A 21798-nucleotide genomic window follows, 5' to 3' on the forward strand; every position below is an offset into this window, starting at 1 on the left:
AGCGCTCAGCCGGCCGGCAACGTGGCGTACAGGTCGACGCCGCACCCGTCCGGGTCGGCCACCGTGGCATAGCGCATGCCCCAGAAGGCGTCGAACGGCTCGGCGATCCCCCGGTACCCGGCCTCGGCGAGCTCGCGGTACTTGGCGTCCACCCCGGCCGGGGTCTCGAACTCGAAGCACAGCAGCGTGCGCGGCCCGCCGGACGGCTTGCTCCAGCCGGGCAGGAACGGGGTGCGAAATCCCTCGGTGTCGAGCATCACGTGCAACACGCTGGGCAGGTCACAGCCGGCGTGCTCCGGCGAGTACTCGTCGATCTTGAACTCCAGCCCGAGCCGGCCATAGAAGGCGATCGAGGCCCGCAGATCGGACACCACGATGCCGATGATGTTGAGCGTCGGATTCATGACGCGCGCTCCCTGTGTGCTCCCGGGGGGCCTGTGGACCGGCCCCTTCACCAGGACGACGATCGGCGGGATCCTCGATACGACACCTGCGCACGTGTTCCGGGCGGCCGGGATCTCCGCTCGCTACGGCCGGACCAGGATGACGTTGCCAAGCGAGCGCTGGCCCGCCGCGTCCGAGGGACGGTTGACGATGCCGGTTCCGGCGGTGGCCATGACGCTGGAGCCGCCGCCGTCGAGGTTCATGGCCTCCACCGCGCCGAGCCGCTTCATCAGCTCGGCGGTCTGCGCGATGCCGAGCCCTTCGCTGTAGCCGGCCTGGCGGCCGTCGACCACCACGAGCATCAACCGGCCGCGCGCGTCGACGCCGATCATGGAGCGCGGGTTGGCGCGCACGGTCCAGTTGTAGGTGAACGTCTGGTCCGCGCCCTCACGGATCAGGCCGTCGGCCCCGGCGTTGACCGACGTCCGCCCGTCGCGGACCAGAGTGGGTCCGACCTGCAGGATCGTGGTGCCGGGGGTGAGGGGGACGCGGTGTCCCCGGCTGTCCTCGACGCGTTCCGAGACGGTCAGCCGCCGTCCCGGCCTGGCGTGTTCGAGCAGCCAGGCCGTGCTGTCGCCGATGGCCTGGATGACCGACCCGCCGGGCGGGACGCTCGCACCGCGCGTGGTGTTGACCGCGAGGACCCTGCCACGCGCGTCGAGTAGGGCTTCGGCGCCGTCACCCTGCGGGGGAACGCCCCACTCGGGGGTGAAGCGCACCAGCTCGCTGGCGTCGGTGCACTTCAGGTCGTGCTGCGGCTTCTGCGTGGGCTGGTCGCCGCCGACGCCGCCGCAGTTCCAGATCTCGCCCGGCACCCGGTTGACCCCGTCGAGCTCGATCGACTCCCTGCCCGCGCGCAGGGTCACGCGTGCGGTGTACGCGTCGACGTCGACCCTCCGGCCGCCATGGGTGATCTTGATGCCGCCGCGGCCCTGAGTGGCGGAGCCGAGAAGCCTGCCGTCCTTGACGTACAGCCCGCCCGGGGCGCTGTTGTAGAACCACTGGGCGTTGATCCCGGCCGCGGCGCCGCTCGCCGCCATCAGGTCCGTCAACGTCTCCGCGCCCTTCAGCGCCGGACCGAAGTCGGTGTCCACGGTGCCGCGGAACCGGCGGAAGTCGACGCGCAGCACATGGACCTTCTGCGGCGCGCCCGGGTCGGCGCCGTCCTGCGCGGTGTAGCGGGTGCCGCCGGCGAAGCCCGCCGCCTTGACCTGGGCCAGCGCCGTCGCCGCCGCGCCGCTGGTGGGGTAGCGGCCCAGCCGTACGATCCAGCCGAGCACGCCCGCCGGACGGTCGGCGAACTCGGGCAGGTCAACCTGCTCCAGGCGGGGTTCGAAGCCCTTGTCCCGCAGCGCGGCGGCGACCCGGTCGGCGATCTCCTTCGAGCCGAGCGCGGTCGCGGCCGTGCCGAGTGGGCCGTCGATGGTGGCGGGGAGGTAGACGTGCACCGTCCAGACGTCGTCGGTGTCCTGCGCGCCCAGCGAGAGCGTGCTCAGCGTCACGCCCGGAGGGAGCGGCGCGGGGGCCGCCGCCGCGGGTGCCGCCGCGGCGGCGGGCAGCAGGACGGCGAGCGCCGCCAGGCACGTCAAGGCGGGTCCAACTCTGTGCTGCATGGGCGTCCTTCTGGTCTCTGGCCGTCGTGAGGCCTCATTGACTACCGGTCTCTCGGAGCTGCCGTCAAGACGATGTACGGGGGCTGCGCCGTACCGCCGCCGCCGAGACTGATCGCGTACACGCGCCGTTCACCCCATCTGACCTGCGCGGTCGCTGACGCTTGACGACGGCGCCACACGACCTTATTCTTCCGGGTCAATTAATAAATGTCATTAAATAAAGCCTCTCGCCCCCGGAGGACCCCCATGAAGAACCCGCTTCGCCTGGCCGCCGCGGCGCTCACGGCGCTGCCGCTGGCCGCGTGCTCCGCCGGGAGCGAGGGCCCCGTCACGCTCACCTGGTGGCAGGGCCCCAACGCCGAAACCCCCACCCAGGCAGCCGTGGCCGCCTGCACCCGCGACGGCAAGTACGCGATCAAGGTCGAGACCCTGCCCGAAGGGTCGGACAAGCAGCGCGAGCAGCTCGTTCGGCGGCTGTCGGCGAAGGACAGGGCGGTGAACCTGGTCACCATGGACGTCGTCTGGACGGCCGAGTTCGCCGAGGCCGGCTGGATTCTGCCGCTCCCCGCCGCCACCGCCGACACCGTCACGCGGGGCACGCTGGAGGGCGCGCTCAAGTCCGCGACGTGGAAGGACAAGCTGTACGCCGCGCCGCTGCTGTCCGGTTCGCAACTGCTCTGGTACCGCAAGTCGCGCGCCCAGCGGGCGGGCATCGACCTGGCCAAGGGCGAGCCGACCTGGGAACAGCTGCTCGCGGCCGCCGCCCGGTTGCCCGAGGGCGAGCGCGGCGTGGCCACGCCCGGCAACCGCTACGAGGGCTACACCGTCTTCGTCAACGCGCTCGTCGCCTCGGCGGGCGGTCAGATCGTCGACGCCGGCGGCAGGCCCGCTCTCGACAGCGACGCCGGACGGGCGGCGGCGGCCGTCATCGGATCCCTGGCCACCGGCCCGTCCGCGCTCAAGGGCATGAGCACCCTGGACGAGGAGACCATGCGCGCCGCCTTCGAGAAGGGCGAGGCCTCGTTCATGACGAACTGGGGCTACGTCTACGCCGCCGCCGCCGAACGCGCCCGGAAGGAGCCGGCGTTCAAGAAGGTCTTCGACGACTACGGCTGGGCCCGCTACCCGAGGGTCACGGCCGGGCAGGCCAGCGCACCCCCTCTCGGCGGTTCCAACATCGCCGTCGGGGCCGGCACCCCCGAGGACCAGCGCGGCAACGCCTTCGCCGCCCTGACCTGCCTGACCTCCGAGCAGGCGCAGAAGGGCTTCATGACGCGGGCGGGCATCCCCGCCGCGCGCGCGGCGGTCTACGACGACGCGGAGATCCGCGCCGCGTTCCCGTTCGCCGACGTGATGCGCGACTCGATCGCCGAGGCCGCGCCCCGTCCGATGGTCCGCAAGTACAACGCCCTGTCCACCGCCGTCCAGACGGCCTTCCACCCGCCCGCGTCGGTGTCCGCGGAGACCGCGGCCAAGGCGAACGCGGCCGTCACCGAGGCGGTGGGGAGCTGAACGGGGCGCGCGCCGAGCGGCGGCTGGGCCGGCTCATGGCCGGGCCCGCGCTGCTGCTCATGACGGCGGTGACGGTCGTGCCGATCCTGCGCACCGCCGGGCTGTCGCTGGAGCGCTACTCGCTGAGCGCCCCGGACGAGCGCGCGTTCGCCGGGCTGGACAACTTCCGCGAGATCCTCACCGCACGGGACTGGTGGCAGGACCTCGCCGCCACGATCGTGCTGACCGTGACCAGCGTGGGCGTCGAGTTCGTGCTGGGCTTCGCCCTCGCGATGGCCATGCACAAGGTCCTGTGGGGCAGGCGGCTGCTGCGCACGGTCGTGCTCGTGCCGTACGCGGTGCTCACGGTGGTGTCCGCCTTCGCCTTCCGCTTCGCCTTCCAGCCGTCGGTGGGGTTCGTCGGCGGCGACTTCAACTGGTTCGGCGAGACCTGGTCGGCCTACACCGTGATCGTGCTCACCGAAGTCTGGAAGACCACGCCGTTCATGGCGCTGATGCTGCTGGCCGGGCTGGTCACCGTGCCCGGCGAGGTGTATGAGGCCGCGAAGGTGGACGGGGCGGGCGCCTGGCAGCGGTTCTGGCGTGTGACGGTCCCGTGCGTACGGCCGGCGATCATGGTCGCCCTGTTGTTCCGCACCATGGACGCCTTCCGGATCTTCGACACCGTCTACATCCAGACCCAGGGCGCGGTCGGCACCGAGACGTTGTCGTTCCTGAGCTACCGCTTCCTGATCAGGGACCTGGAGGTCGGGCTGGGCTCGGCCGTGTCGGTGCTGCTGTTCGTGTGCGTCGCGCTGATCGCGAGCGGCTTCGTCAGGGCGTTCCGATCCGAGCTGGGAGGCGGGCGATGAGCCGTCGCGTCGGCGACCCGCTGGTCACCTTCGTCGTCGCGGTCTGGACGCTGGCCCCGCTGGCCTGGGTGGTCAGCCTGTCGCTGAAGCCGCCCGCGCTGCAGAACGACGGCCGCTTCCTGCCCGCCTCGCCCACGCTGGACAACTACACCGGGCTGTTCACCAAGCCGGTGTTCACCAGCGCGCTGGGCAACTCCGTGGGCATCTCGCTGGTGGCCACGGGCGTGTCGGTGCTCGTCGCGGTGCTGGCCGCGTACGCGATCGCCCGCCTGCGCTTCCGGGGCGGACGCCTGGTGCTCGGCGTCGCGCTGAGCCTGACGATGTTCCCGGCGATCGCGCTGGTGGGCCCGCTGTTCACGCTGTGGACGGACATCGGCCTGTTCGACACGTGGCTCGGGCTGATCATCCCCTACGTGTCGTTCTCCCTGCCGCTGGCGATCTGGCTGATGACCGCCTTCTTCCGTACCATCCCGTGGGATCTGGAGGAATCCGCGCAGATGGACGGCGCCACCCGCCTCCAGGCGCTGGTCAGGGTGATCCTTCCGGTCGCCGCGCCGGGGGTGGTCACCACGTTCCTGCTCACTTTCCTGGCCTGCTGGGGCGAGTTCCTGTTCGCGATCTCGCTCACCTCGACGGAGTCCTCCCGTACGGTGCCCGCCGCCCTGGCCTTCTTCACCGGGGACTCGGAGTTCCAGCAGCCGTACGGCGCCATCGCCGCGGCCGCCCTTCTGGTGACCGTGCCCGTCGTGATTCTCGTGCTGCTCAGCCAGCGCCGCATCGTCGCCGGGCTCACCTCCGGCGCGGTCAAGGGGTGATCTCATGCGGGAACTCGCCGATCTTGCCAGAATCACCGGTGTCTACCCGAAGGTGTATCCATGACCGCTTCCGCGACCGCCCCCCTGCTTCGCCGGCTCAACGCCGAACGAGTCCTCGACGTGCTCAGGGAGGTCGAGGCGATCCGGCACACCGAACTCGCCGACGCCGCGGGACTGTCCCGGCCGACGGTCGACGCGGTGATCGAGGACCTGCGGCGGATCGGGCTGATCGCCGAGGTGGAGGACGACACTCCCGGACGGCGCGGCCGTCCCGCCCGGCTCGTCCGGCTGAAGGCGGAGAACGGGCATGTCGTCGGCATCGACATCGGGGTCCACAAGTGCATGGTCTCGGTGGCGGACCTGCGCGGGACCGTCCTGGCCACCGAGGTGCGGGCACTCGGTCAGGAACTGGGCCGCAAGGCGCGGCTGGACGGGGTCCGCCGTGCCGTACGTGACACCCTGAAGCGGGCCGGCGTCGAGCGCTCGGCCGTACTGGCCGCCTGCACGGCGACGCCCGGCATCGTCGACCCCCGCACCGGGGTGGTGCTGACCTGCGACGTCCTGCCCGAATGGACGGGCATGAACCTGCGGGCCGAACTGGGACGCTCCTTCGCCGCGCCCGTGCTGGCCGACAACGACGCCAACCTCGCCGTGGTCGGCGAGCGCTGGCGCGGCGTCGCGGCCGAGAGCCAGGACGTCATCTACGTGCTGGCCGGTGAACGGCTGGGCGCGGGCATCGTCTCGGGCGGCCAGGTTTTCCGCGGCCATGACGGGGGAGCGGGGGAAATGGCCTTCCTCAGCCTGCTGGAGCACACACCCGGAGCCGAGGGCATCGGCGCGCTGGCCACCAACATCGGCAAGGAGGTCGTGGCCCGGCTGCGCGAGCACACCCACGAGCTGACCGGTGACGCCGCGCTCCTGCTGGCCGCCGCCCGTGACGGCGACGCCGAGGCCCAGCAGGTGCTCGAACAGATCCTCGCCCGCATGGCCAGGGCGGTCGGCACCCTGGCACTGCTCCTGAACCCCGAGCTGATCGTCATCGGAGGCGGTGTGGCGGCGGCCGGTGAGCAGATAGCCGAGCCGATCCGGCGCAGGCTGCCGCAGATGACCTCCCTGCCACCCCAGTTGAGGGTCTCGCTGCTGGGCGACCGGGCGGTCACCGCCGGCGCGCTGCGCACCGCGCTGGACGCGGTCGAGAGTTCCCTGCTGGACGACCTGAACACCTGAGTGGAGAAGCATGTCACCCGTGTCCTTGGCCATCGCCGGAGCCGGAGACCGCGGCACCGGATACGCCCGGTGGGCGCTGGCGCGGCCCGAGCAGGCGCGGATCGTGGCCGTCGCCGACCCGGCGGCGGAGCGGGGCCCGGCCCTGGCCGCCGAGAGCGGCGCCGAGCACTTCACCGACTGGCGGCACCTGGCCGGGCGGGGCAGGATCGCCGACGCCGTGGTGATCGCCACCCAGGACGGTGAGCATGCCGAGCCCGCCAAGGCCTTCGCCGAGCTCGGCTACCACATCCTGGTGGAGAAGCCGCTGGCGCCGACCGAGGCCGAGTGCCGTGACATCGTCGCGGCCGTCGAGAAGGCCGGCGTGATCTTCGCCGTCTGTCACGTCCTGCGGTACGCGCCCTACACCGACACCGTCAAGGCGGTGCTGGACTCCGGGCGCATCGGGGAGATCGTGTCGGTCCAGCACCTCGAGCCCGTGGGCTTCTGGCACCAGGCGCACTCCTACGTGCGCGGCAACTGGCGCCGCGCGGACCGGTCGGCGTTCATGCTGCTGGCCAAGTCGTGCCACGACCTCGACTGGCTGCAGTACGTCGTGGGCCGCCGCATCCGGCGGGTCTCCAGCTTCGGCGGGCTCCAGCACTTCCGCGCGGGCAATCGTCCGGAAGGGGCCACCGCGCGATGCCTGGACTGCGGCGTCGAGCCGGAATGCCCCTATTCGGCCCCGCGGCTGTACTTCGGCCGGTTGCGCGAGGGGCGGCACGGGTGGCCGCTGAGCGTGGTCACGCCCACCTTTACCGAGGAGGCACTCAGCGGCGCGCTCCGGGACGGTCCATACGGCAGATGCGTCTACGACTGCGACAACGACGTCGTCGATCACCAGGTCGTCGCCATGGAGTTCGACGGCGGGGCCAGCGCGACGTTCACCATGACCGCCTTCACCACCGGGGGGCACCGCCGTACCCGGATCTTCGGAACGCACGGCGAGCTGTCGTGCGACGGCGAGCACGTGCGGGTCGACGACTTCCGCACGGGCGCCTCGGCGGTCATCGCGGTGACGCCGGACGGGGACGCGACGGCGGGCGGCGGCCACGCGGGCGGCGACGAGCGCCTCATGGCCGCGTTCGTCGCCGCGGTCGCCACCGGCGAGCACGACCGGATCCGCTCCGGCCCCGCCGAATCCCTCGCCTCCCACCTCGCGGTCTTCGCCGCCGAACGAGCCAGGCTCACCGGCAGGACCGTCACGGTGGAGTGAGTTTCCCGGCCCGCCGTCCCACAGGGAGATCTCGCCGCTCTCGGCGCAGGTGGCCAGGAGCGAGCCGCCGGCGGAGAAGGACAGAGCGTTGCGCCGGCCCTGGGCCGTGTCAGCCGGTCGCCGCGGAGGCGGTCGCCCCTCGCGTCGCGAGACGTACGAGCTGGGACAGGTGGCCGGCGGCGCGCAGGAGGGGAAGGTCGTCGCGCCGGACCCGGCTGAGCAGTTCGGCGCCCTCCAGCGTGCTGATGACGGTGCTGGCCAGCTCGTCCGCCGTCTCTGCGGGGACTCCCGAGGCCTGGATCGAGGTGCTGACGAGCTGCTGCCAGTGGGCGAGCGCCTCCTCGGCCGCCTGCTGGATGCCCGGCACCCGTCCCACGGTCTCCAGCGCCGTGACCGCCACCGGGCAGCCGTCGACCCAGGACGAGGTCTTGAGCGAGGACACCATCAGATGGGCGCAGGCGGCGACGCCCTCCGCCGGATCGGCGCTGGTGGCCATGCCCTGGCTGAGCAGGTCGGCGTACTCGGCCGCGCCGTGGCGCAGGGCCTCGACCGCGAGCTCCTGCTTACCGCCGGGGAAGAAGTGGTATACCGAGCTCACCGAGGCTCCGGCCGCCTTCGCGATGGGCTTGACGGAGGCGCCCTCGTAACCCTGCCGCTGCAGCAGTTCGGCGGCGGCCCGCACGATCCGCGTGCGCGTGTCCTGGGAGTGCATGATTTCACCCTACCTGGTTGGAACGTTCGACCCAATCCAGCTATGCTCTGGATCGAACGTTCCAACCAGAAGGGGATGTCATGAGTGACCGAACCGCCCACGTCGGCTTCGACCGCATGTTCGCGAACGGCCGGCTGACAGTCGGGCTGTTCCTGCCGTTGTGGCCCTACACCGGTGACATGGCGGCGTTGCACGGGCAGAGCAAGCTGGTCCAGGAAGCCGAACGGTCGGGCTTCGCCGCCGCGTGGGTCAGGGACATCCCGCTGGCGGACGCGAGCTTCGGGGACGTCGGGCAGGTGTACGACCCCTGGTCCGCGCTGACCTGGCTGGCCGCGCACACCTCGCGGATCACCCTGGCGACCGGCAGCGTGATCTTCAGCCTGCGGCACCCCATCGACCTGGCCAAGCAGGCGGCCTCCATCGACCACCTGTCCGGAGGCCGGTTGGTGCTCGGCGCCGCCTCGGGCGACCGGCCCAGCGAGTTCCCCGCCTATGGCGTCGACTACGAGGGCCGCGGCCTCCGCTTCCGGGAGGCGGTGAACGCGTTCCGCGACCTCCTCCGGCCCTCCGCCTCCGGCGTGGACCTGCTTCCCAAGCCGGTGCACGGGCACATTCCGGTGCTGGTGACGGGCTCATCCCAGCAGCCTCTGGAGTGGATCGCCGAGCACGCCGACGGATGGCTGGTCTACCCCGGCGCCAGCGTCGTCCCCGAAGGCCCGATCGCGCTGGGCAAGAAGGCGGCGGGCTGGCGCGGCCTGATCCCCGGCGGCGCGTTCAAGCCCGTGGCCACCAACGAATGGATCGACCTGGCCGAGGACCCGCGCCACCCGCCCACCCCGCTGCGTGGCGGCTTCATCCTGCGCACCGGCAGCCAGGGCCTGCTGGAACTCCTCGGACGCTGGCAGGACGCCGGCATCAACCACGCCGCCCTGGGCGTCCAGCACGGCAGGCGGCCCGCCCACGAGGTCATCGCCCAGCTCGGCGAGGAGGTACTGCCGCACTTCCCGGCCATCGAGACCGCCGCGCCCCTGGTGCCCGCGTGGTGAGCACCAGGATGCGGGCCGTGATGCGCCAGTGGCCCACCGGGGTCGCCGTCGTCACCACCCGCTCCGCCACGGGGCCGCACGGCGTCACGATCAACAGCCTGCTGTCGGTGTCGCTGGAGCCGCCGACGCTCCTCGTGTCACTGAGCCGGCGCAGCCGTACCCATCAGCTCATCATGGAGAACCGGAGCTTCACCGCCAATCTCCTGGCCGCCGGGCAGAGCGGCCTCGCCGCGCACTTCGCCGGCGAGCGTCCCGTCGGGGAGAGCGAGTTCCTGGGCGTGGGCTGGTCGCCCTCCCCGTGTTCCGGCAACGCGGTCCTGGCCGGGGCGCTGGCCGCGATGGACTGCACGATCACCGCGACCGTCCCGGCCGCCGACCACACCCTGTTCGTCGGCGCCGTCGAGGAGGTGCACCACCTGCGTACGTCCGAGGAGCCGCTGGTGTACGCCAGACGCGTCTACCACAGGCTCGCCGAACCGTAGCGAAGGACCCGGACCGACCACCAAGGACCAGGCTCCCCCTCGCCGCCCTGGCGCTGGGCTCCATCGCCTAGCAGCACGGCGGAGCGTCCGCTCGCGCCGCGGTTCGGTCGCGGAGGGCCGGGCCGAGCGCTTGCTGGGCGGCGAAGAGAGCGAGCCCGGCGATCGCACCCGCCGCTCCCAGGGCGGTCCGTCCGGCATGGTCGAGCAGGGCGGTGCCGGCCAGCGGGCCGAACACGGCGCCGGCACTCCATGTGGCGGAGGCCACGCCCATGTAGCCGCCGCGCAGGTCGGCCGGCGCGAGGGCGGCGAAGGTGGCGCCGAACATGACGGCGACGCCGATCTGGCCGAGGGTCCAGACCAGGACCGATCCCGCGTAGCCGGCACCACTCTCCACGAGCGCGGTCAGGCCGACGCCGGCGCCGACCAAGAGCATCGAGGCTCCCAGCACCGCGCTGGGGTCGCGACCGGCGAGCAGCCGTACCGCCGGCGGCTGGCCTATCACGATGAGAAGCCCGTTCAGGGCCAGCACCGCGCCGTACGTCGCGGGGCCGTGACCATCCGCCGTCATGACCAGCGGCAGCGTCGCGAACGTCTGCAGGAACAGGGTGAAGTACGCGACATTGAGCACCACCATGGCCATCATCGGCCGGTCGCGCAGGAGAACCGGCAGCAGCGCCCGGCGGCGCTGTAGCGGTGTCGCCGGCCGGGTCTCGGGAATCCGGCGCCAGACGATCAGCGCCGCGATGACCGAGGCCGCGGCATTGATCCAGAACAGGAGTCCGTACCCGTACCGGGCCAGGACCCCGGCGCTGACCGTGGCGACCGAGAAACCGAGGTTGGCCGCCCAGAACAGCAGCCCGAAGGCCCGCACCCGCTGCCTCGGATGCAGGTCGGCCACCACGGCCGACCCGACCGGGCGGAACAGGTCCCCCATCAGCCCGACGCCGAGTGCCGCCGCCCAGATCGCCGGTACCGTCCCGGCCGAGCCGAGCGCGATCAGCATCACAGCGGTTCCCAGGAAGCCCACCAGCATGGTGTGCCGCCGGCCGATCCGGTCGCCCAGCCAGCCGCCGAGCATCTGGGAGGCGATGCCTCCGGCTCCGATCGCCGCTACCACCGCACCCGCGGTCGTCGGCGCCAGATGCTGCTCCTGCGTCAGATAAAGCACGAGGAACGACTGCGCGACTCCGCCGGCCCGGCTCACGAAATGCGTCGCCGCCAGGGCCCAGACCAGGCGGGGAAGGTCCGGTCGCAGGCGGGACGGCGGCTTGCCGGGCGCTGCCGTACCGGAAAGGGAGGGGCCGCAGGTCGTCATGTCAACGACCCTAGAATCACCGGACATATTACGAAAAGCGATGAAATATGATTAAGTCAATCGCTATGTGCGATGTACGCCCCATGAGGGCGGTGGCCGGCCCGGGACCGCGGGAGATCTCCTAGGGAGGACGAGGGCGTTCGCCTGGTGGTGGAGGTCGCCCACGGTCAGCGGCCGCTCCAGGCCCGGTCTCACGAGTGCGGCCAGGACGTCGGCTCTCGGCGTGGAAACCGTGTTCCCGTCCTGTCGAGCCTCATCATGCCCCGAGTGCGATCACGGTCAGCGGCTGGGTGGTGGGCTGCCGGGAGCCGCCCTGGGGTTCCAGGGTGATGCCCAGTTTGTCGCCTGTGCGGACCGGTCCGGCCAGCATCGGCGCGGGTCGTTCCGGCATCAGTCCCGCCGGCCTGATCGCGTCCGGGCCGATGAGCCACACCTGGTAGTCGTGGGCCGGCGGCGGCGTGGGCATGCCCGCGGTGACGAGTACCACCGACGCCTGGGCGGGGGAGTAGATCGCCGTGACGGTCGCCGCGCCGACGCGGGTGGACACCTGGCGGGCGTCGGGTGCGGCCAGCAGGGCGGCGATCCGGTCAGCCTGGGCGCGTTCCTCGGTCAGCCGGTCGTTGGTGCGTACGAGCAGCACTCCCAGCACCAGCGCGGCCGCCACCAGGAGAGCGGCGGCGGCCCGCCCGGCGAGCAGCCGCGCGTGCGGGTGGCCGGCTCGGCCCACCACGGCGGGGACGATCGGAGCGGCTTGGCGGACGGCGCCGATCTCCTCCAGCACACGGGCCTTGAGGGCGGACGGCGGCTCGTGCCGGACGGCCGCGGCCATCCGGGCCGTGGTCTCGCACAGCCCTCGGGTCTCCTCGGCGCAGTCGGGGCAGCGGGCCAGATGGCGTTCGAACTCGCGGGCCTGTTCCGCGGGCAACGCGTTGAGCGCGTACGCGCCCGACAGCGTGTGGGTGTTCTCCTTCACGTCGTCACCCCCAGGCAGTCGCGCAGCCGGATGAGCCCGTCGCGCATGCGTGTCTTGATCGTGCCCAGCGGCGTGGCCAGCAGCTGGGCCACCTCGGGGTAGGAATGGCCGCCGTAGAAGGCCAGCGTCACGGCCTGGTGCTGCAGGTCGGTCAGGCCGTCGAGGCAGCGCCGCACCCGCTCGCGCTCCAGCCGGTCCTCGACCGCCTCGGCGACGGTGTCGTAGTCGCCTCCGGCCGCCTCGCGCCGTCCCGCCGCGGCCTCACGGTCGGCGCCGGCCTGGGCGGAGCGGACCCGGTCGACCGCGCGCCGGTGCGCGATGGTCGTCATCCACGCCATCGCGCCGCCGCGTGCGCCGTCGTACCGGGGAGCCTGCCGCCAGATCTCCAGCAGCACCTCCTGGACGACCTCCTCGCTCTGGCCGCGATCGCGTACGACGCGGAGCACGAGCCCGTACAGCACCCCCGAGACCTGGTCGTAGAGCCGGGCGAAGGCGTCGCGGTCGCCCCGGCCGCTCCGCCGCAGCAGTTCCTGCACCGGGGGCGCCGGCCCGGGACCTGTCGGGTGCTGATCGGGGTCGTTCCGCTCGCGGCTGTGGGTCACGTCCCTGTATTCGGAGCGGCGCCGTTCACGGATTGGGCGGTGCCCGACCAAGCCGCTCGGTGCCCGGCTCCGAATACCGGCCGTGAGACGAGAACCGCACCACGTCATCCGCGCAGCTCGCGCCGGGCTGCTGAGCGTGGCCGCCGCACTGGCGGTCGCGGAGCTCGTCGCGCGCTTCACCGGCGGGCAGAGCTCGCCGGTGGTGACGATCGGGTCGGCCGCGATCGATCTGGCGCCGGCGCCGGTCAAGGAGTTCGCGGTACGCACGTTCGGCACCGCGGACAAGGCCGTGCTGGTGGGCGGCATCCTGCTGGTCCTGATGGCCATCTCGGCGGGGCTGGGCATCCTGGCCGCCCACCGGCGCGGCCTCGCGGTGACGGCTGTCGCCGGACTCGGCGTCCTGGGCGCGCTCGCGGCGGCGACCCGGCCCGCGATGGTGGCGACGGACCTGCTGCCCGCCCTGGTCGCGGTCCTGATCGGGGCGTTCACCCTCACCGCGCTGACCCGCCCGGCCGCCGAGGAGGCGGCAGGACGGCGCCGAGTCCTCCGGGCGGGGCTCGGCGTGGTCGCGCTGGCGAGCCTGGGCGGGCTGGCCACGCGGTTGCTGCCCGCCGAACCCCTTCGTGCCCGTTTCACCCTGCCCAGACCCGCGAGCCCGGCCAGACCCCTGCCGGCCGGGACCGATCTGCGCATCCCCGGACTGACCCCCTTCACCACGCCGAAGGCGGACTTCTACCGCGTCGACACCGCCCTGTCCGTCCCCCGGCTCGACGCCGCCACCTGGACCCTGCGCGTGCTCGGCGCATCGACGATCGAGCTCACCATGGCGGACCTGCTCGGGCGGGGACTGATCGAACGCGACATCACCCTCACCTGCGTCTCCAACGAGGTCGGCGGCCCGTACGCGGGCCATGCCCGCTGGCTGGGCGTGCCGCTCGCCACCCTGCTGCGCGAGGCCGGCATCCCGCCCGGCGCCGACCAGTTGTTCAGCCGCTCGGCCGACGGATGGACCGCCGGCACCCCGCTCGCCGCGATCCTGGACGGCCGCGACGCCATGCTGGCCGTCGGCATGAACGGCGAGCCGCTCCCGGCCGAACGCGGCCACCCCGCCCGCCTCGTCGTCCCCGGCCTGTACGGCTACGTCTCCGCCACCAAATGGGTGGTCGAACTCCACCTGACCCGCTACGACCGGCGGCAGGCCTACTGGACCGAGCGCGGCTGGGCCACCGACGCGCCGATCAAGACCGCCTCCAGGATCGACGTACCCGTCCCGCTCGCCACCCTCCGCCCGGGCCCGGTGACGGTGGCCGGCGTCGCCTGGGCCCAGCACCGCGGCGTCGCCGCCGTGGAGGTCCGCGTCGGCGACGACCCCTGGCAGCGGGTACGGCTGGCCGCCACGCCCAGCGCCGACACCTGGGTCCAGTGGAGCTGGACCTGGCAGGCGGCCCCCGGCACCCACACCCTCCAGGTCCGCGCGACCGACACCACCGGCCGCACCCAGCCGCCCTCCCGTGTCCCGCCCTTCCCGGACGGCGCCACTGGCCGGCACTCGATCGTGGTCACCGTCGCGTGACCGCCGACCCCTCACCGCGGTAATTCCGTCACCAAGGAGATGAACCCCATGAAGTACCTCGGCATCCTCGCCACCTCCGTCACCGCCCTGGTCGTGGCCACCGGCTGCGGCTCCGGCGCCACCGATTCGGCCGCGTCCGGCGCGCCCGCCGCCACCGCGGCCACGACGGCCACCACCCAGCCCGCCCCGGCCACCGGTTCCGCCATGGCCGACGGGCCGTTCGGGGCGGCCTGCTCCGCCGTACCTGCTGATGGGGAGGGCAGTTTCACCGGCATGGCCGACGACCCGGTCGCGACCGCGGCCTCGAACAACCCGGTCCTGTCCACACTGGTCACGGCGGTCAAGAAGGCGGGCCTGGTCGACACGCTCAACTCGGCCAAGGACATCACCGTCTTCGCGCCGACCAACGACGCCTTCGCCGCCATCCCGAAGGCCACCCTGGACAAGGTCCTGGCCGACAAGGAGACGCTGACCAAGATCCTCACCTACCACGTCGTGGCCGGGAAGAACGCGCCCGCCGACCTTGCCGGCGCCGAGCTCGCCACCCTGCAGGGCGGCAAGCTGACGACCAAGGGTGCCGACGAGGCGTACACCGTCAACGACGCCAAGGTCGTCTGCGGCAACGTCCCCACCGCCAACGCCACGGTCTACATCATCGACAAGGTCCTCATGCCCCAGTAGCCGCGGGCGTGGAGGTGGAATTCCACCGCGCCCCTCCGGTACCGGGTCAGACAGGCATCTGGGCTTTCGCGAAGCGGGCCAGCCGGGCGGTGCCCTCGGCGATCTGGTCGTGGGTGAGGTAGCTGATCGACAGCCGAATGCTGTGGGTACCGCCGCCCTGGGGATAGAAGTACGACATGGGGGTCCAGATGACGCCGAACTCCTCGGCCGAGCGTTTCAGGGCCGCGGCGTCGGCGGCGAAGGGGACGCGGAGGGTCAGGAAGAAGCCGCCGGACGGTTCGTTCCAGCGGATTCCGAGGTCCTCGGAGAAGGACTCACGCAGGCACCGGAGCATGACCCGCATCGACGCCCCGTAGTGCGCGGCGGCGTCGCCCGCCAGGCCGGCGGCGCGCCCGCCGGCGGACAGGAGCATGCCGGCCACGACCGCCTGGCTGAGTGACGACGTGTTCACCGTCACCATGCTCTTGATCTTGGCGAGTTCGCCGGCCAGCAGTCCGCCGCCGCGCACGGGCTGGTCGGCGATCGCGAAGCCGACCCGGGCCCCGGGGAACAGCGTCTTGGAGAACGAGCCCAGATGGACGACCCTGCGCTCGCGGTCCAGCGCCTTCAGGGTCGGGTGCCGCTCTCCGGGGCTGACCAGCCGGTACGGGCTGTCCTCCAGGATCAGGATGTCCTCCCGTTCCGCCAGGTCCAGCAGTTCCCGCCGGGTGTGGAGCGGCATCGTGGCACCGGTGGGATTGGAGTGATCGGGGACGACGTAGAAGGCGCGGGGGCGGCGGCCGCGCGACCGTTCGGTGGCGATGGCGGCCGCCAGGTCGGCGCAGCGGAACCCCCCTTCCGCCTCCTCGACCGGGGTGGGGACGACGTCGAGCAGGCGGGCGGCGCCGGTGATGCCGACATAGCAGGGGCTGGAGACCAGGAGCGCGTCCCGGGGGCCGGCGATGAGCGCGCGTACCGCGAGGAGCATCGCCTCCTGGGCGCCGACGGTGACCACGATGGACTCGGGCGGCACGTCCATGCCCTCGTCCTTGCGCAGCGAGTCGGCGATCAGGTCACGGATCTGGCCGCTGGTGGGGCCGTACTGGTACAGCGCGGCGCGGACCTGTTCCCGGGTGGCTCCCGACGTCTCCAGGTGGTCGAGGTAGCGGCGGATGTGCGGGTAGATCGCCTCATTGTCGAAGAACCCGTCGTACGGCCGGCCGGGCGCGAACGAGATGGCCTCCGGGTAGCGCTGGGTGATCTCGTTGAGGAAGTTCATCGTGTCCAGCAGCGGGTCGGCGAGGCTGGCGTGCAGGTCCTCCATCCGCAGCCCGCCACCGTCGGGAGGCGGGACGGCGGGCGGCGGAGTGACGGGCACGTGGCCGGGCGGGCGTACCAGCTCGGGGGACGCGGCGGCGGGCGAGGCGGTGCCGGTGAGCGCCATCGCTTCGGTGAGCTCGTCGGCGACGATGTCCAGAACCCCGCTCACGCCGCGTTCGCCGGCCACGGCCAGGCCGTGCAGCACCGGGCGGCCCAGCAGCACCGCGTCGGCGCCCAGCGCGAGCGCGGCCAGGACGTCGGCGCCGCGCCGGACACCGCCGTCGAGCATGACCGGGCAGGCGCCCGCGACCTCGGCGGTGATCTCCGGCAGCACCTCCAGCGTGGCGGGCACTCCGTCGAGCTGGCGGCCCCCGTGGTTGGACACCACGATGCCGTCCACGCCGCAGGCCAGGGCCCGCCGCGCGTCCGGTGCGCCGAGCACGCCCTTGACCAGCAGGGGCAGCGGGCTGACCGACCGCAGCCACTCGATCACCGGCCAGGCCAGCGCGGGGTCGAACGCGGTCAGGGCGTGCCCCATGGGCGAGCCGTACCCGGTCCCGGTGAGGTTGGCGGGTTCGATCCCGGGCGGCAGCCGGAACCCGTTGCGCAGGTCGCGCAGCCGCCGCCCGAGCCGAGGCGCGTCCACGGTGAGCACCAGCGCCTCGAACCCGGCCCGCGCCGCCCGCTCGATGAGCCGCCGGGTGGTGTCGCGGTCGCGGAAGCAGTACACCTGCAGCCACAGGGGCCCGGCGGCGGCCGCGGCGATGTCCTCGAAGGTACGGCCGGCGAAGGTGCTGACGACGAACGGAACCCCGGCCGCGCCGGCGGCACGGGCGGTGGCGACCTCGCCCTCGGGGTGGGCCAGCGTGTGGTAGGCGAGCGGCGCGATGCCGAGCGGAAGCGTCCAGGTCCGGCCGAGGACGGTGACCTCGGTGTCGTGCCGTGCCAGGCCGGACAGGACGCGCGGGCGCAGCCGGGTCTCCTCGAAGGCGCGCAGATTGGCCGCGAGAGTGCGTTCCCCGCCCGCGCCGCCTTCGAGGAAGTCCCAGACGGCCGGCTCGAACCGGGCCCGCGCCCCGGCCGCGTAGTCCGCCGTGGTCAGCGGCTCGGCGGGGACGGAGCCGTTGGCGACGGCGTCGGTGAGGCTCATTCCGAGGTCATCCGCTCGCGTTCCACGGCCTCGTACAGTGCGCGGATGTTGGCGCTGCCGAACCCGCGGGAGCCGCGGCGCTGGATGAGCTCGTAGAACAGGGTGTTGCGCGGGTGCGGCGAGCGGGTGAACACCTGCAGCAGGTCGCCCCATTCGTCCTGGTCGGCGAGCACCTGCGCCTTGCGCAGCTCGGCCACCTGGTCGCGCATGCTCTCCAAGCGCTCGGCGAGCAGGTCGTAGTAGGTGTCGGGGGTGTTGAGGAACTCCACGCCGCGCTCGCGGAACACCTCGACCGCCGAGACGATGTCCTCGACGAGGAACGCCAGGTGCTGCACGGCCTCGCCGTCGTTGCGGGCCAGGAAGTCGTCGAGCTGGCCGGGTTCCTTGCCGGGATCGGGGGCGACGAGAGTCAGCGTGACCCGGCCCGACGCGCTGCGGACGACGATGGAGTCCATGGCCTGGCCGCCGAGCGTGACGTACTCGGAGGAGTAGCGGGTGAGCCCGAAGACGTCCTGGTAGTAGCCGGCGTAGTGATCCAGGCTGCCGCCCTCCACGCAGACCGCCAGATGGTCGAGGTTCCGGACCCGGTGGGCCGCGGGGACGTGCTGCCCGGGCGTGGGAATCCAGGTGCGGCCGTGGGGCGCCCGCGTGCCCGGGTCGGGGGCGTCCGGCAGGAGGGTGTGGGTGACGTCGCCGAAGCCGGGCAGGACCGTGACGTTGCGCGGTGAGGGGATGAGGGCGATGCCGGCCGCCTTCGCCCGCGTCACGGTCTCGGTCACGTCGTCACAGGTCAGGCCGATGTCCGCGACGCCGTCCCCATGCCTGCTGAGGAAACGGGCGACCCCGGGGCCAGAAGTGATCACCACCTGCGCCGAGCCCTGCCGGAGCAGGACGGAGCTCCTGCCCGGCTCCACGGATTCCGCCACCCGCGTGAACCCCATGGCCGCGACGAAATAGTTGACGATGGACATCTGGTCTCTCGCGTAGATCTCCACATACGCGATGTCACGCACGGTCATGGAACCTTCTCCTCATGGTGAGGTTCTGAGTCGAGCAGGGCCTTCACGTCGACCTTGCCGTTGGGGGTCAGCGGCAACGCGCCGACCAGGGCGAACGCGGCGGGAATCATGTACGCGGGCAGCAGCCCCCCGGCGTGCTCGCGGACCTCGCCCAGATCGAGCCCCGGACACCCGGGCACGACGTGGGCGACCAGCTGACGCTCCCCTGACGGCGTGGTCCGCACGACGACCGCCACGTCGCGCACCCCCGGATGGCCGGCGATGGCCGCGGCGACCTCCGCGGGCTCGACGCGGAACCCACGGACCTTGATCTGGTCGTCCGTACGCCCGGCGAACTCCAGCTCTCCGGTGGGCAGCCGCCGCGCCAGATCGCCCGTGCGGTACATCCGCGCGCCGTCACCGGCGAACGGGTCCGGCAGAAAACGCTCCTGCGTCCGAACGGGGTCGCCCAGGTAGCCGCGCGCCACGCCGGGGCCGCCGATGTACATCTCGCCGAGCTCGCCGTCCGGCACCGAACGCAGGCCCGGGCCGAGCACGTACACGCGGGCCGCCGCGATGGGTCGCCCGATCGGCACCGTCGCGCCGACCTCGCCGGATGCCCTCATGACATGGTGCGTGGCGAACAGCGTGGTCTCCGTCGGGCCGTACATCGCGCGGACCACCACGCCGGGACAGGCCTCGAGCACGCGTCGCACGGCAGGGGCGGAGACGACGTCGCCGCCCGTCATCACCTCACGCACGGCGGCGAAGACCTCCGGCGCCTCCTCCGCCACGACACGGAAGAGCCCGGCGGTCAGGTGAACGGCGGTGACCCGCCCCCCGGCGAGCTCCGCAGGCAGCATGGTGGCGTCGAAGTCATCCGCGGGCGCGAGCACCACCGTCCCCCCGCGCAGCAGCGGGACCCACAGCTCGTACGTGGACACGTCGAACGCGTGCGGCGCCAGCATCAGCACCCGTTCGTGGCGTCCCCCCTCCCAGCACGGGTCGAGCACGAGCTGGAGCACGTTGGCATGGGTGACGGCGACGCCCTTCGGCTCTCCGGTCGAACCGGAGGTGAACATCACATACGCCAGCTGTCCGGCGGCGACGTCGACCCCGGGATCGTCCTCCCTGGCTCCCGCGAGTTCGCCGGCGAACAGGACGTGCCTGGTCACCGGGGCATCCGCCCCGTAGCTCGCCCTGTCGGTGACGAGCACCGTCGATCCGATGCGATCCACCGCCCGCTGCCTCCGCTCACGCGGATACGCGTCATGCAACGGCGCATAGCAGGCGCCGGCCTTGAGTATGCCGATCAGGACGGCGACGAGATCGGGGGAGCGGCGCATGAGCACGGTCACCGGATCCTCCCGTCCGATGCCCAGCTCCATGAGCCGGTGGGCGACGCGGTTCGACTGGACGTCCAGTTGCCGGTAGCTCACCTGAAGGTCTCCCATGCGTACCGCTGTCGCGTCCTGAGCACGGGAAACCTGAGAGGAGTATGCCTGGCCAATTGACTCGGGTGTCATCGAATCTTCCCATTGAAGAGACCACTCCGGTGCCAAATGCCGAGCTTCACATCCACCCGTCAGGGCGTCAATACTTTATCGATCAACTTTGCATCAAGTAAACTAAGCGACCATTAAGGACGCGAATGCGACGGCGAAGTGCGGTCCAATTCCGGCACGTCTCGCAGTGGAAGGATTGCCGAGAGTAGTCGCGCAATTGCTCGGGGAGTGAGCGCCATCACAAAGGGGGTCAAATATGTTGACATACTGGTTTTTCGCTGGTTAGCTACCATCGAAGTTAGCCCTGTGCGGATCGCGGCTAATGGCCCAGCCGTACACGGCTTCGATTCTGAACGGACTCGACCGTCGGGGGGCGAGAGACTCGAAATGCGCGTCCTCGTGGTTATGCACCAAGACGAGCCCGTGGAAACGCTGCTGTTCGGCCTGGACGTGTACGGCCACCAGGCCATATACGTCTCCGGAGGTGCGGAAGCGCTCCATCGCCAGGCCGCGGCGGACGTGATCCTTCTGGGCGCCCGCCTGCCGGATATGGACGGATACGAAGTCTGCCGGAAAATCAGGACGACTTCAGATATTCCGATTATCATGGTCAGCGCTGAGGGCGCGGAGTTCGACCGGGTGCTCGGCCTCAGGCTCGGCGCCGATGATTATGTGGTCCAGCCCTACAGCATGCGTGAGCTGAGCGCCAGGATTGAAGCCGTGGCCCGTCGTGCGCTGAGCGACCCGTATAAGGGAAGCGCCGTCAGGAAAGTCGGCGCATTGCGAATCGATCAGCGCCAGCGCTTGGTCAGCGTGCACGCCGTCGAGATCCAGCTCACCCGTAAGGAGTTCGAGCTTCTCACCTTTCTCGCGTCCGAGCCCGGAAAGGTGTTCAGCCGGGCCGACATTATGCGGGAGGTATGGGAGCGCAACGACGCTGACGACACCAGGACTTTGGGTGTGCATATTTCCTGGCTGCGCCGCAAGCTCGCCAATCCCGGCCTCATTCAGACCGTGCGCGGGGTCGGCTTTCGTCTGGTGCCCTGACACGCACGGTCACGGAGAGTGACGTTCAGCAGCTCGCGATCCGGCAGATCTTGGCGAGCATCGTGCCGGCGTCCTTCTTCTGCTGGGCGAAGTCCGCCTCCTTCGGCGCGCCGAACGTGCCCGCGCGGGCATAGACGATCACGGCGTTGCCCCGGCGGGTGAGAACCGCCCGGTCACCACCGACCTTGGCCTTGCCGTGGTCGTAGAGCTGCCCGGTCACGGCCAGGCCCTCGTCGCCCAGGCGCAGGGCCTGGCCGGAGTACCGGAAGACGAGCGGCCCGCTCTGGAACGGCGGGCATCGCGGCAGATCGTTCTTCACTTCGCCGAGCGCCGCCGCGGCCTCCTTGGCCGAGGAGTAGAGGATCACCTGCTCGGCCCGCCGGTCGCTGGGCGGCCGGTGGTAAAGGATGGTTCTGGCGGCGGTTCTGCCCTTGGTGCCGAGCTTGTCGTTCAGGCATGGGTTGATCGCCAACCTGGCGCCCTTCTGCTTGTTGATCGACCACAGGCCCTTCCCCTCGATGGCGGCCATCTCGTACAGCAGGAAGCCGTCGGGGACGGCGGTGGCGGCGGTGGAGACCGTGGCGCAGGTGCCGACGCCGGTCAACGTGAGGGCGGCGACTAGGGCGATACGCATGGAGACGTCCCTCCGCGGTGAGTGACATTGCGTTAGACGACGGTACACCCTAAAGAAAGCTTGCGTA

General features: G+C 71.6%; 20 protein-coding genes. 10 read left to right on the plus strand and 10 right to left on the minus strand.

What is annotated here, in order from left to right; genetic code table 11:
* Positions 1-5 precede the first annotated feature (5 nt).
* A complete protein-coding gene (locus ACIBI5_RS47130; protein ID WP_397257260.1) occupies positions 6-404 on the minus strand; it encodes a VOC family protein in 399 nt (132 codons plus the stop codon).
* Between the two features lie 123 nt (positions 405-527).
* Positions 528-2057, minus strand: coding sequence for a phosphodiester glycosidase family protein (locus ACIBI5_RS47135; RefSeq protein WP_397257261.1), 1530 nt, complete (start codon positions 2055-2057; stop codon positions 528-530).
* 246 nt (positions 2058-2303) lie between these two features.
* On the opposite strand from ACIBI5_RS47135, the gene ACIBI5_RS47140 reads away from it, so the two are divergent.
* From ACIBI5_RS47140 to ACIBI5_RS47160, 5 genes are read left to right on the plus strand one after another with little or no spacing between them, the layout of a single operon-like run.
* Entirely contained in the window at positions 2304-3569 is a 1266-nt protein-coding gene (locus ACIBI5_RS47140; protein WP_397257263.1) for an extracellular solute-binding protein, read from the plus strand.
* Positions 3570-3604: 35 nt separating this feature from the next.
* Positions 3605-4420, plus strand: a complete 816-nt coding sequence (locus ACIBI5_RS47145; protein WP_397257264.1) for a carbohydrate ABC transporter permease — start codon at positions 3605-3607, stop codon at positions 4418-4420.
* Complete coding sequence (locus ACIBI5_RS47150) at positions 4417-5235, plus strand: carbohydrate ABC transporter permease (RefSeq protein WP_397257266.1); 819 nt, start codon at positions 4417-4419, stop codon at positions 5233-5235. The genes ACIBI5_RS47145 and ACIBI5_RS47150 overlap by 4 nt, the downstream gene beginning before the upstream one ends.
* 60 nt (positions 5236-5295) lie before the next feature.
* Complete coding sequence (locus tag ACIBI5_RS47155; RefSeq protein ID WP_397257268.1) at positions 5296-6462, plus strand: ROK family protein; 1167 nt, start codon at positions 5296-5298, stop codon at positions 6460-6462.
* Between the two features lie 10 nt (positions 6463-6472).
* Positions 6473-7714, plus strand: a complete 1242-nt coding sequence (locus ACIBI5_RS47160) for a Gfo/Idh/MocA family protein (protein WP_397257270.1) — start codon at positions 6473-6475, stop codon at positions 7712-7714.
* A 109-nt stretch (positions 7715-7823) separates the two neighbouring features.
* On the opposite strand, the gene ACIBI5_RS47165 is transcribed toward ACIBI5_RS47160, so the two are convergent.
* Positions 7824-8426: a TetR/AcrR family transcriptional regulator gene (locus ACIBI5_RS47165; protein WP_397257272.1), complete on the minus strand. Its 603-nt coding sequence runs from the start codon at positions 8424-8426 to the stop codon at positions 7824-7826.
* A gap of 80 nt (positions 8427-8506) precedes the next feature.
* Between ACIBI5_RS47165 and ACIBI5_RS47170 the strand changes: the two genes are divergently transcribed.
* Complete coding sequence (locus ACIBI5_RS47170; RefSeq protein ID WP_397257274.1) at positions 8507-9472, plus strand: LLM class oxidoreductase; 966 nt, start codon at positions 8507-8509, stop codon at positions 9470-9472.
* 20 nt (positions 9473-9492) lie between these two features.
* Positions 9493-9954 (plus strand): flavin reductase family protein, encoded by a 462-nt coding sequence (locus tag ACIBI5_RS47175; RefSeq protein WP_397257313.1) that lies wholly within the window; start codon positions 9493-9495, stop codon positions 9952-9954.
* 67 nt (positions 9955-10021) lie between these two features.
* Here ACIBI5_RS47175 and ACIBI5_RS47180 read toward each other — a convergent pair whose 3' ends face one another.
* From ACIBI5_RS47180 to sigK, 3 genes are all read right to left on the minus strand, one after another.
* Positions 10022-11269 carry an MFS transporter gene (locus ACIBI5_RS47180; RefSeq protein ID WP_397257276.1) on the minus strand — a complete coding sequence of 416 codons (1248 nt, stop codon included), beginning with the start codon at positions 11267-11269 and terminating at the stop codon, positions 10022-10024.
* A gap of 256 nt (positions 11270-11525) precedes the next feature.
* Positions 11526-12242 carry an anti-sigma factor domain-containing protein gene (locus ACIBI5_RS47185; RefSeq protein ID WP_397257278.1) on the minus strand — a complete coding sequence of 239 codons (717 nt, stop codon included), beginning with the start codon at positions 12240-12242 and terminating at the stop codon, positions 11526-11528.
* A complete protein-coding gene (gene sigK / locus ACIBI5_RS47190) occupies positions 12239-12844 on the minus strand; it encodes an ECF RNA polymerase sigma factor SigK (RefSeq protein WP_397257280.1) in 606 nt (201 codons plus the stop codon). The genes ACIBI5_RS47185 and sigK overlap by 4 nt, the downstream gene beginning before the upstream one ends.
* A gap of 82 nt (positions 12845-12926) precedes the next feature.
* On the opposite strand from sigK, the gene ACIBI5_RS47195 reads away from it, so the two are divergent.
* Both ACIBI5_RS47195 and ACIBI5_RS47200 read left to right on the plus strand, forming a co-directional pair.
* A complete protein-coding gene (locus tag ACIBI5_RS47195; protein ID WP_397257282.1) occupies positions 12927-14417 on the plus strand; it encodes a molybdopterin-dependent oxidoreductase in 1491 nt (496 codons plus the stop codon).
* Positions 14418-14456: 39 nt separating this feature from the next.
* Complete coding sequence (locus ACIBI5_RS47200; protein ID WP_397257284.1) at positions 14457-15098, plus strand: fasciclin domain-containing protein; 642 nt, start codon at positions 14457-14459, stop codon at positions 15096-15098.
* A 46-nt stretch (positions 15099-15144) separates the two neighbouring features.
* Here ACIBI5_RS47200 and ACIBI5_RS47205 read toward each other — a convergent pair whose 3' ends face one another.
* Genes ACIBI5_RS47205 through ACIBI5_RS47215 form a run of 3 tightly spaced genes read right to left on the minus strand, consistent with a single transcriptional unit; the run spans position 15145 to position 20071 of the window.
* Positions 15145-17547, minus strand: a complete 2403-nt coding sequence (locus tag ACIBI5_RS47205) for an aminotransferase class I/II-fold pyridoxal phosphate-dependent enzyme (RefSeq protein ID WP_397257286.1) — start codon at positions 17545-17547, stop codon at positions 15145-15147.
* Positions 17544-18566 carry a 4-hydroxyphenylpyruvate dioxygenase gene (hppD, locus tag ACIBI5_RS47210; RefSeq protein ID WP_397257288.1) on the minus strand — a complete coding sequence of 341 codons (1023 nt, stop codon included), beginning with the start codon at positions 18564-18566 and terminating at the stop codon, positions 17544-17546. The genes ACIBI5_RS47205 and hppD overlap by 4 nt, the downstream gene beginning before the upstream one ends.
* Positions 18563-20071 (minus strand): amino acid adenylation domain-containing protein, encoded by a 1509-nt coding sequence (locus ACIBI5_RS47215; RefSeq protein WP_397257290.1) that lies wholly within the window; start codon positions 20069-20071, stop codon positions 18563-18565. Before ACIBI5_RS47215 ends, hppD begins: the two co-directional genes overlap by 4 nt.
* 402 nt (positions 20072-20473) lie before the next feature.
* Here ACIBI5_RS47215 and ACIBI5_RS47220 point away from each other — a divergent pair, with 402 nt between their 5' ends.
* Complete coding sequence (locus tag ACIBI5_RS47220; protein WP_397257292.1) at positions 20474-21097, plus strand: winged helix-turn-helix domain-containing protein; 624 nt, start codon at positions 20474-20476, stop codon at positions 21095-21097.
* Between the two features lie 25 nt (positions 21098-21122).
* On the opposite strand, the gene ACIBI5_RS47225 is transcribed toward ACIBI5_RS47220, so the two are convergent.
* Positions 21123-21731: a hypothetical protein gene (locus tag ACIBI5_RS47225; protein WP_397257294.1), complete on the minus strand. Its 609-nt coding sequence runs from the start codon at positions 21729-21731 to the stop codon at positions 21123-21125.
* Positions 21732-21798: the final 67 nt, after the last annotated feature.

Origin of the sequence: Nonomuraea sp. NPDC050540, from assembly GCF_044457485.1 — a bacterium.
Classification (GTDB): domain Bacteria; phylum Actinomycetota; class Actinomycetes; order Streptosporangiales; family Streptosporangiaceae; genus Nonomuraea.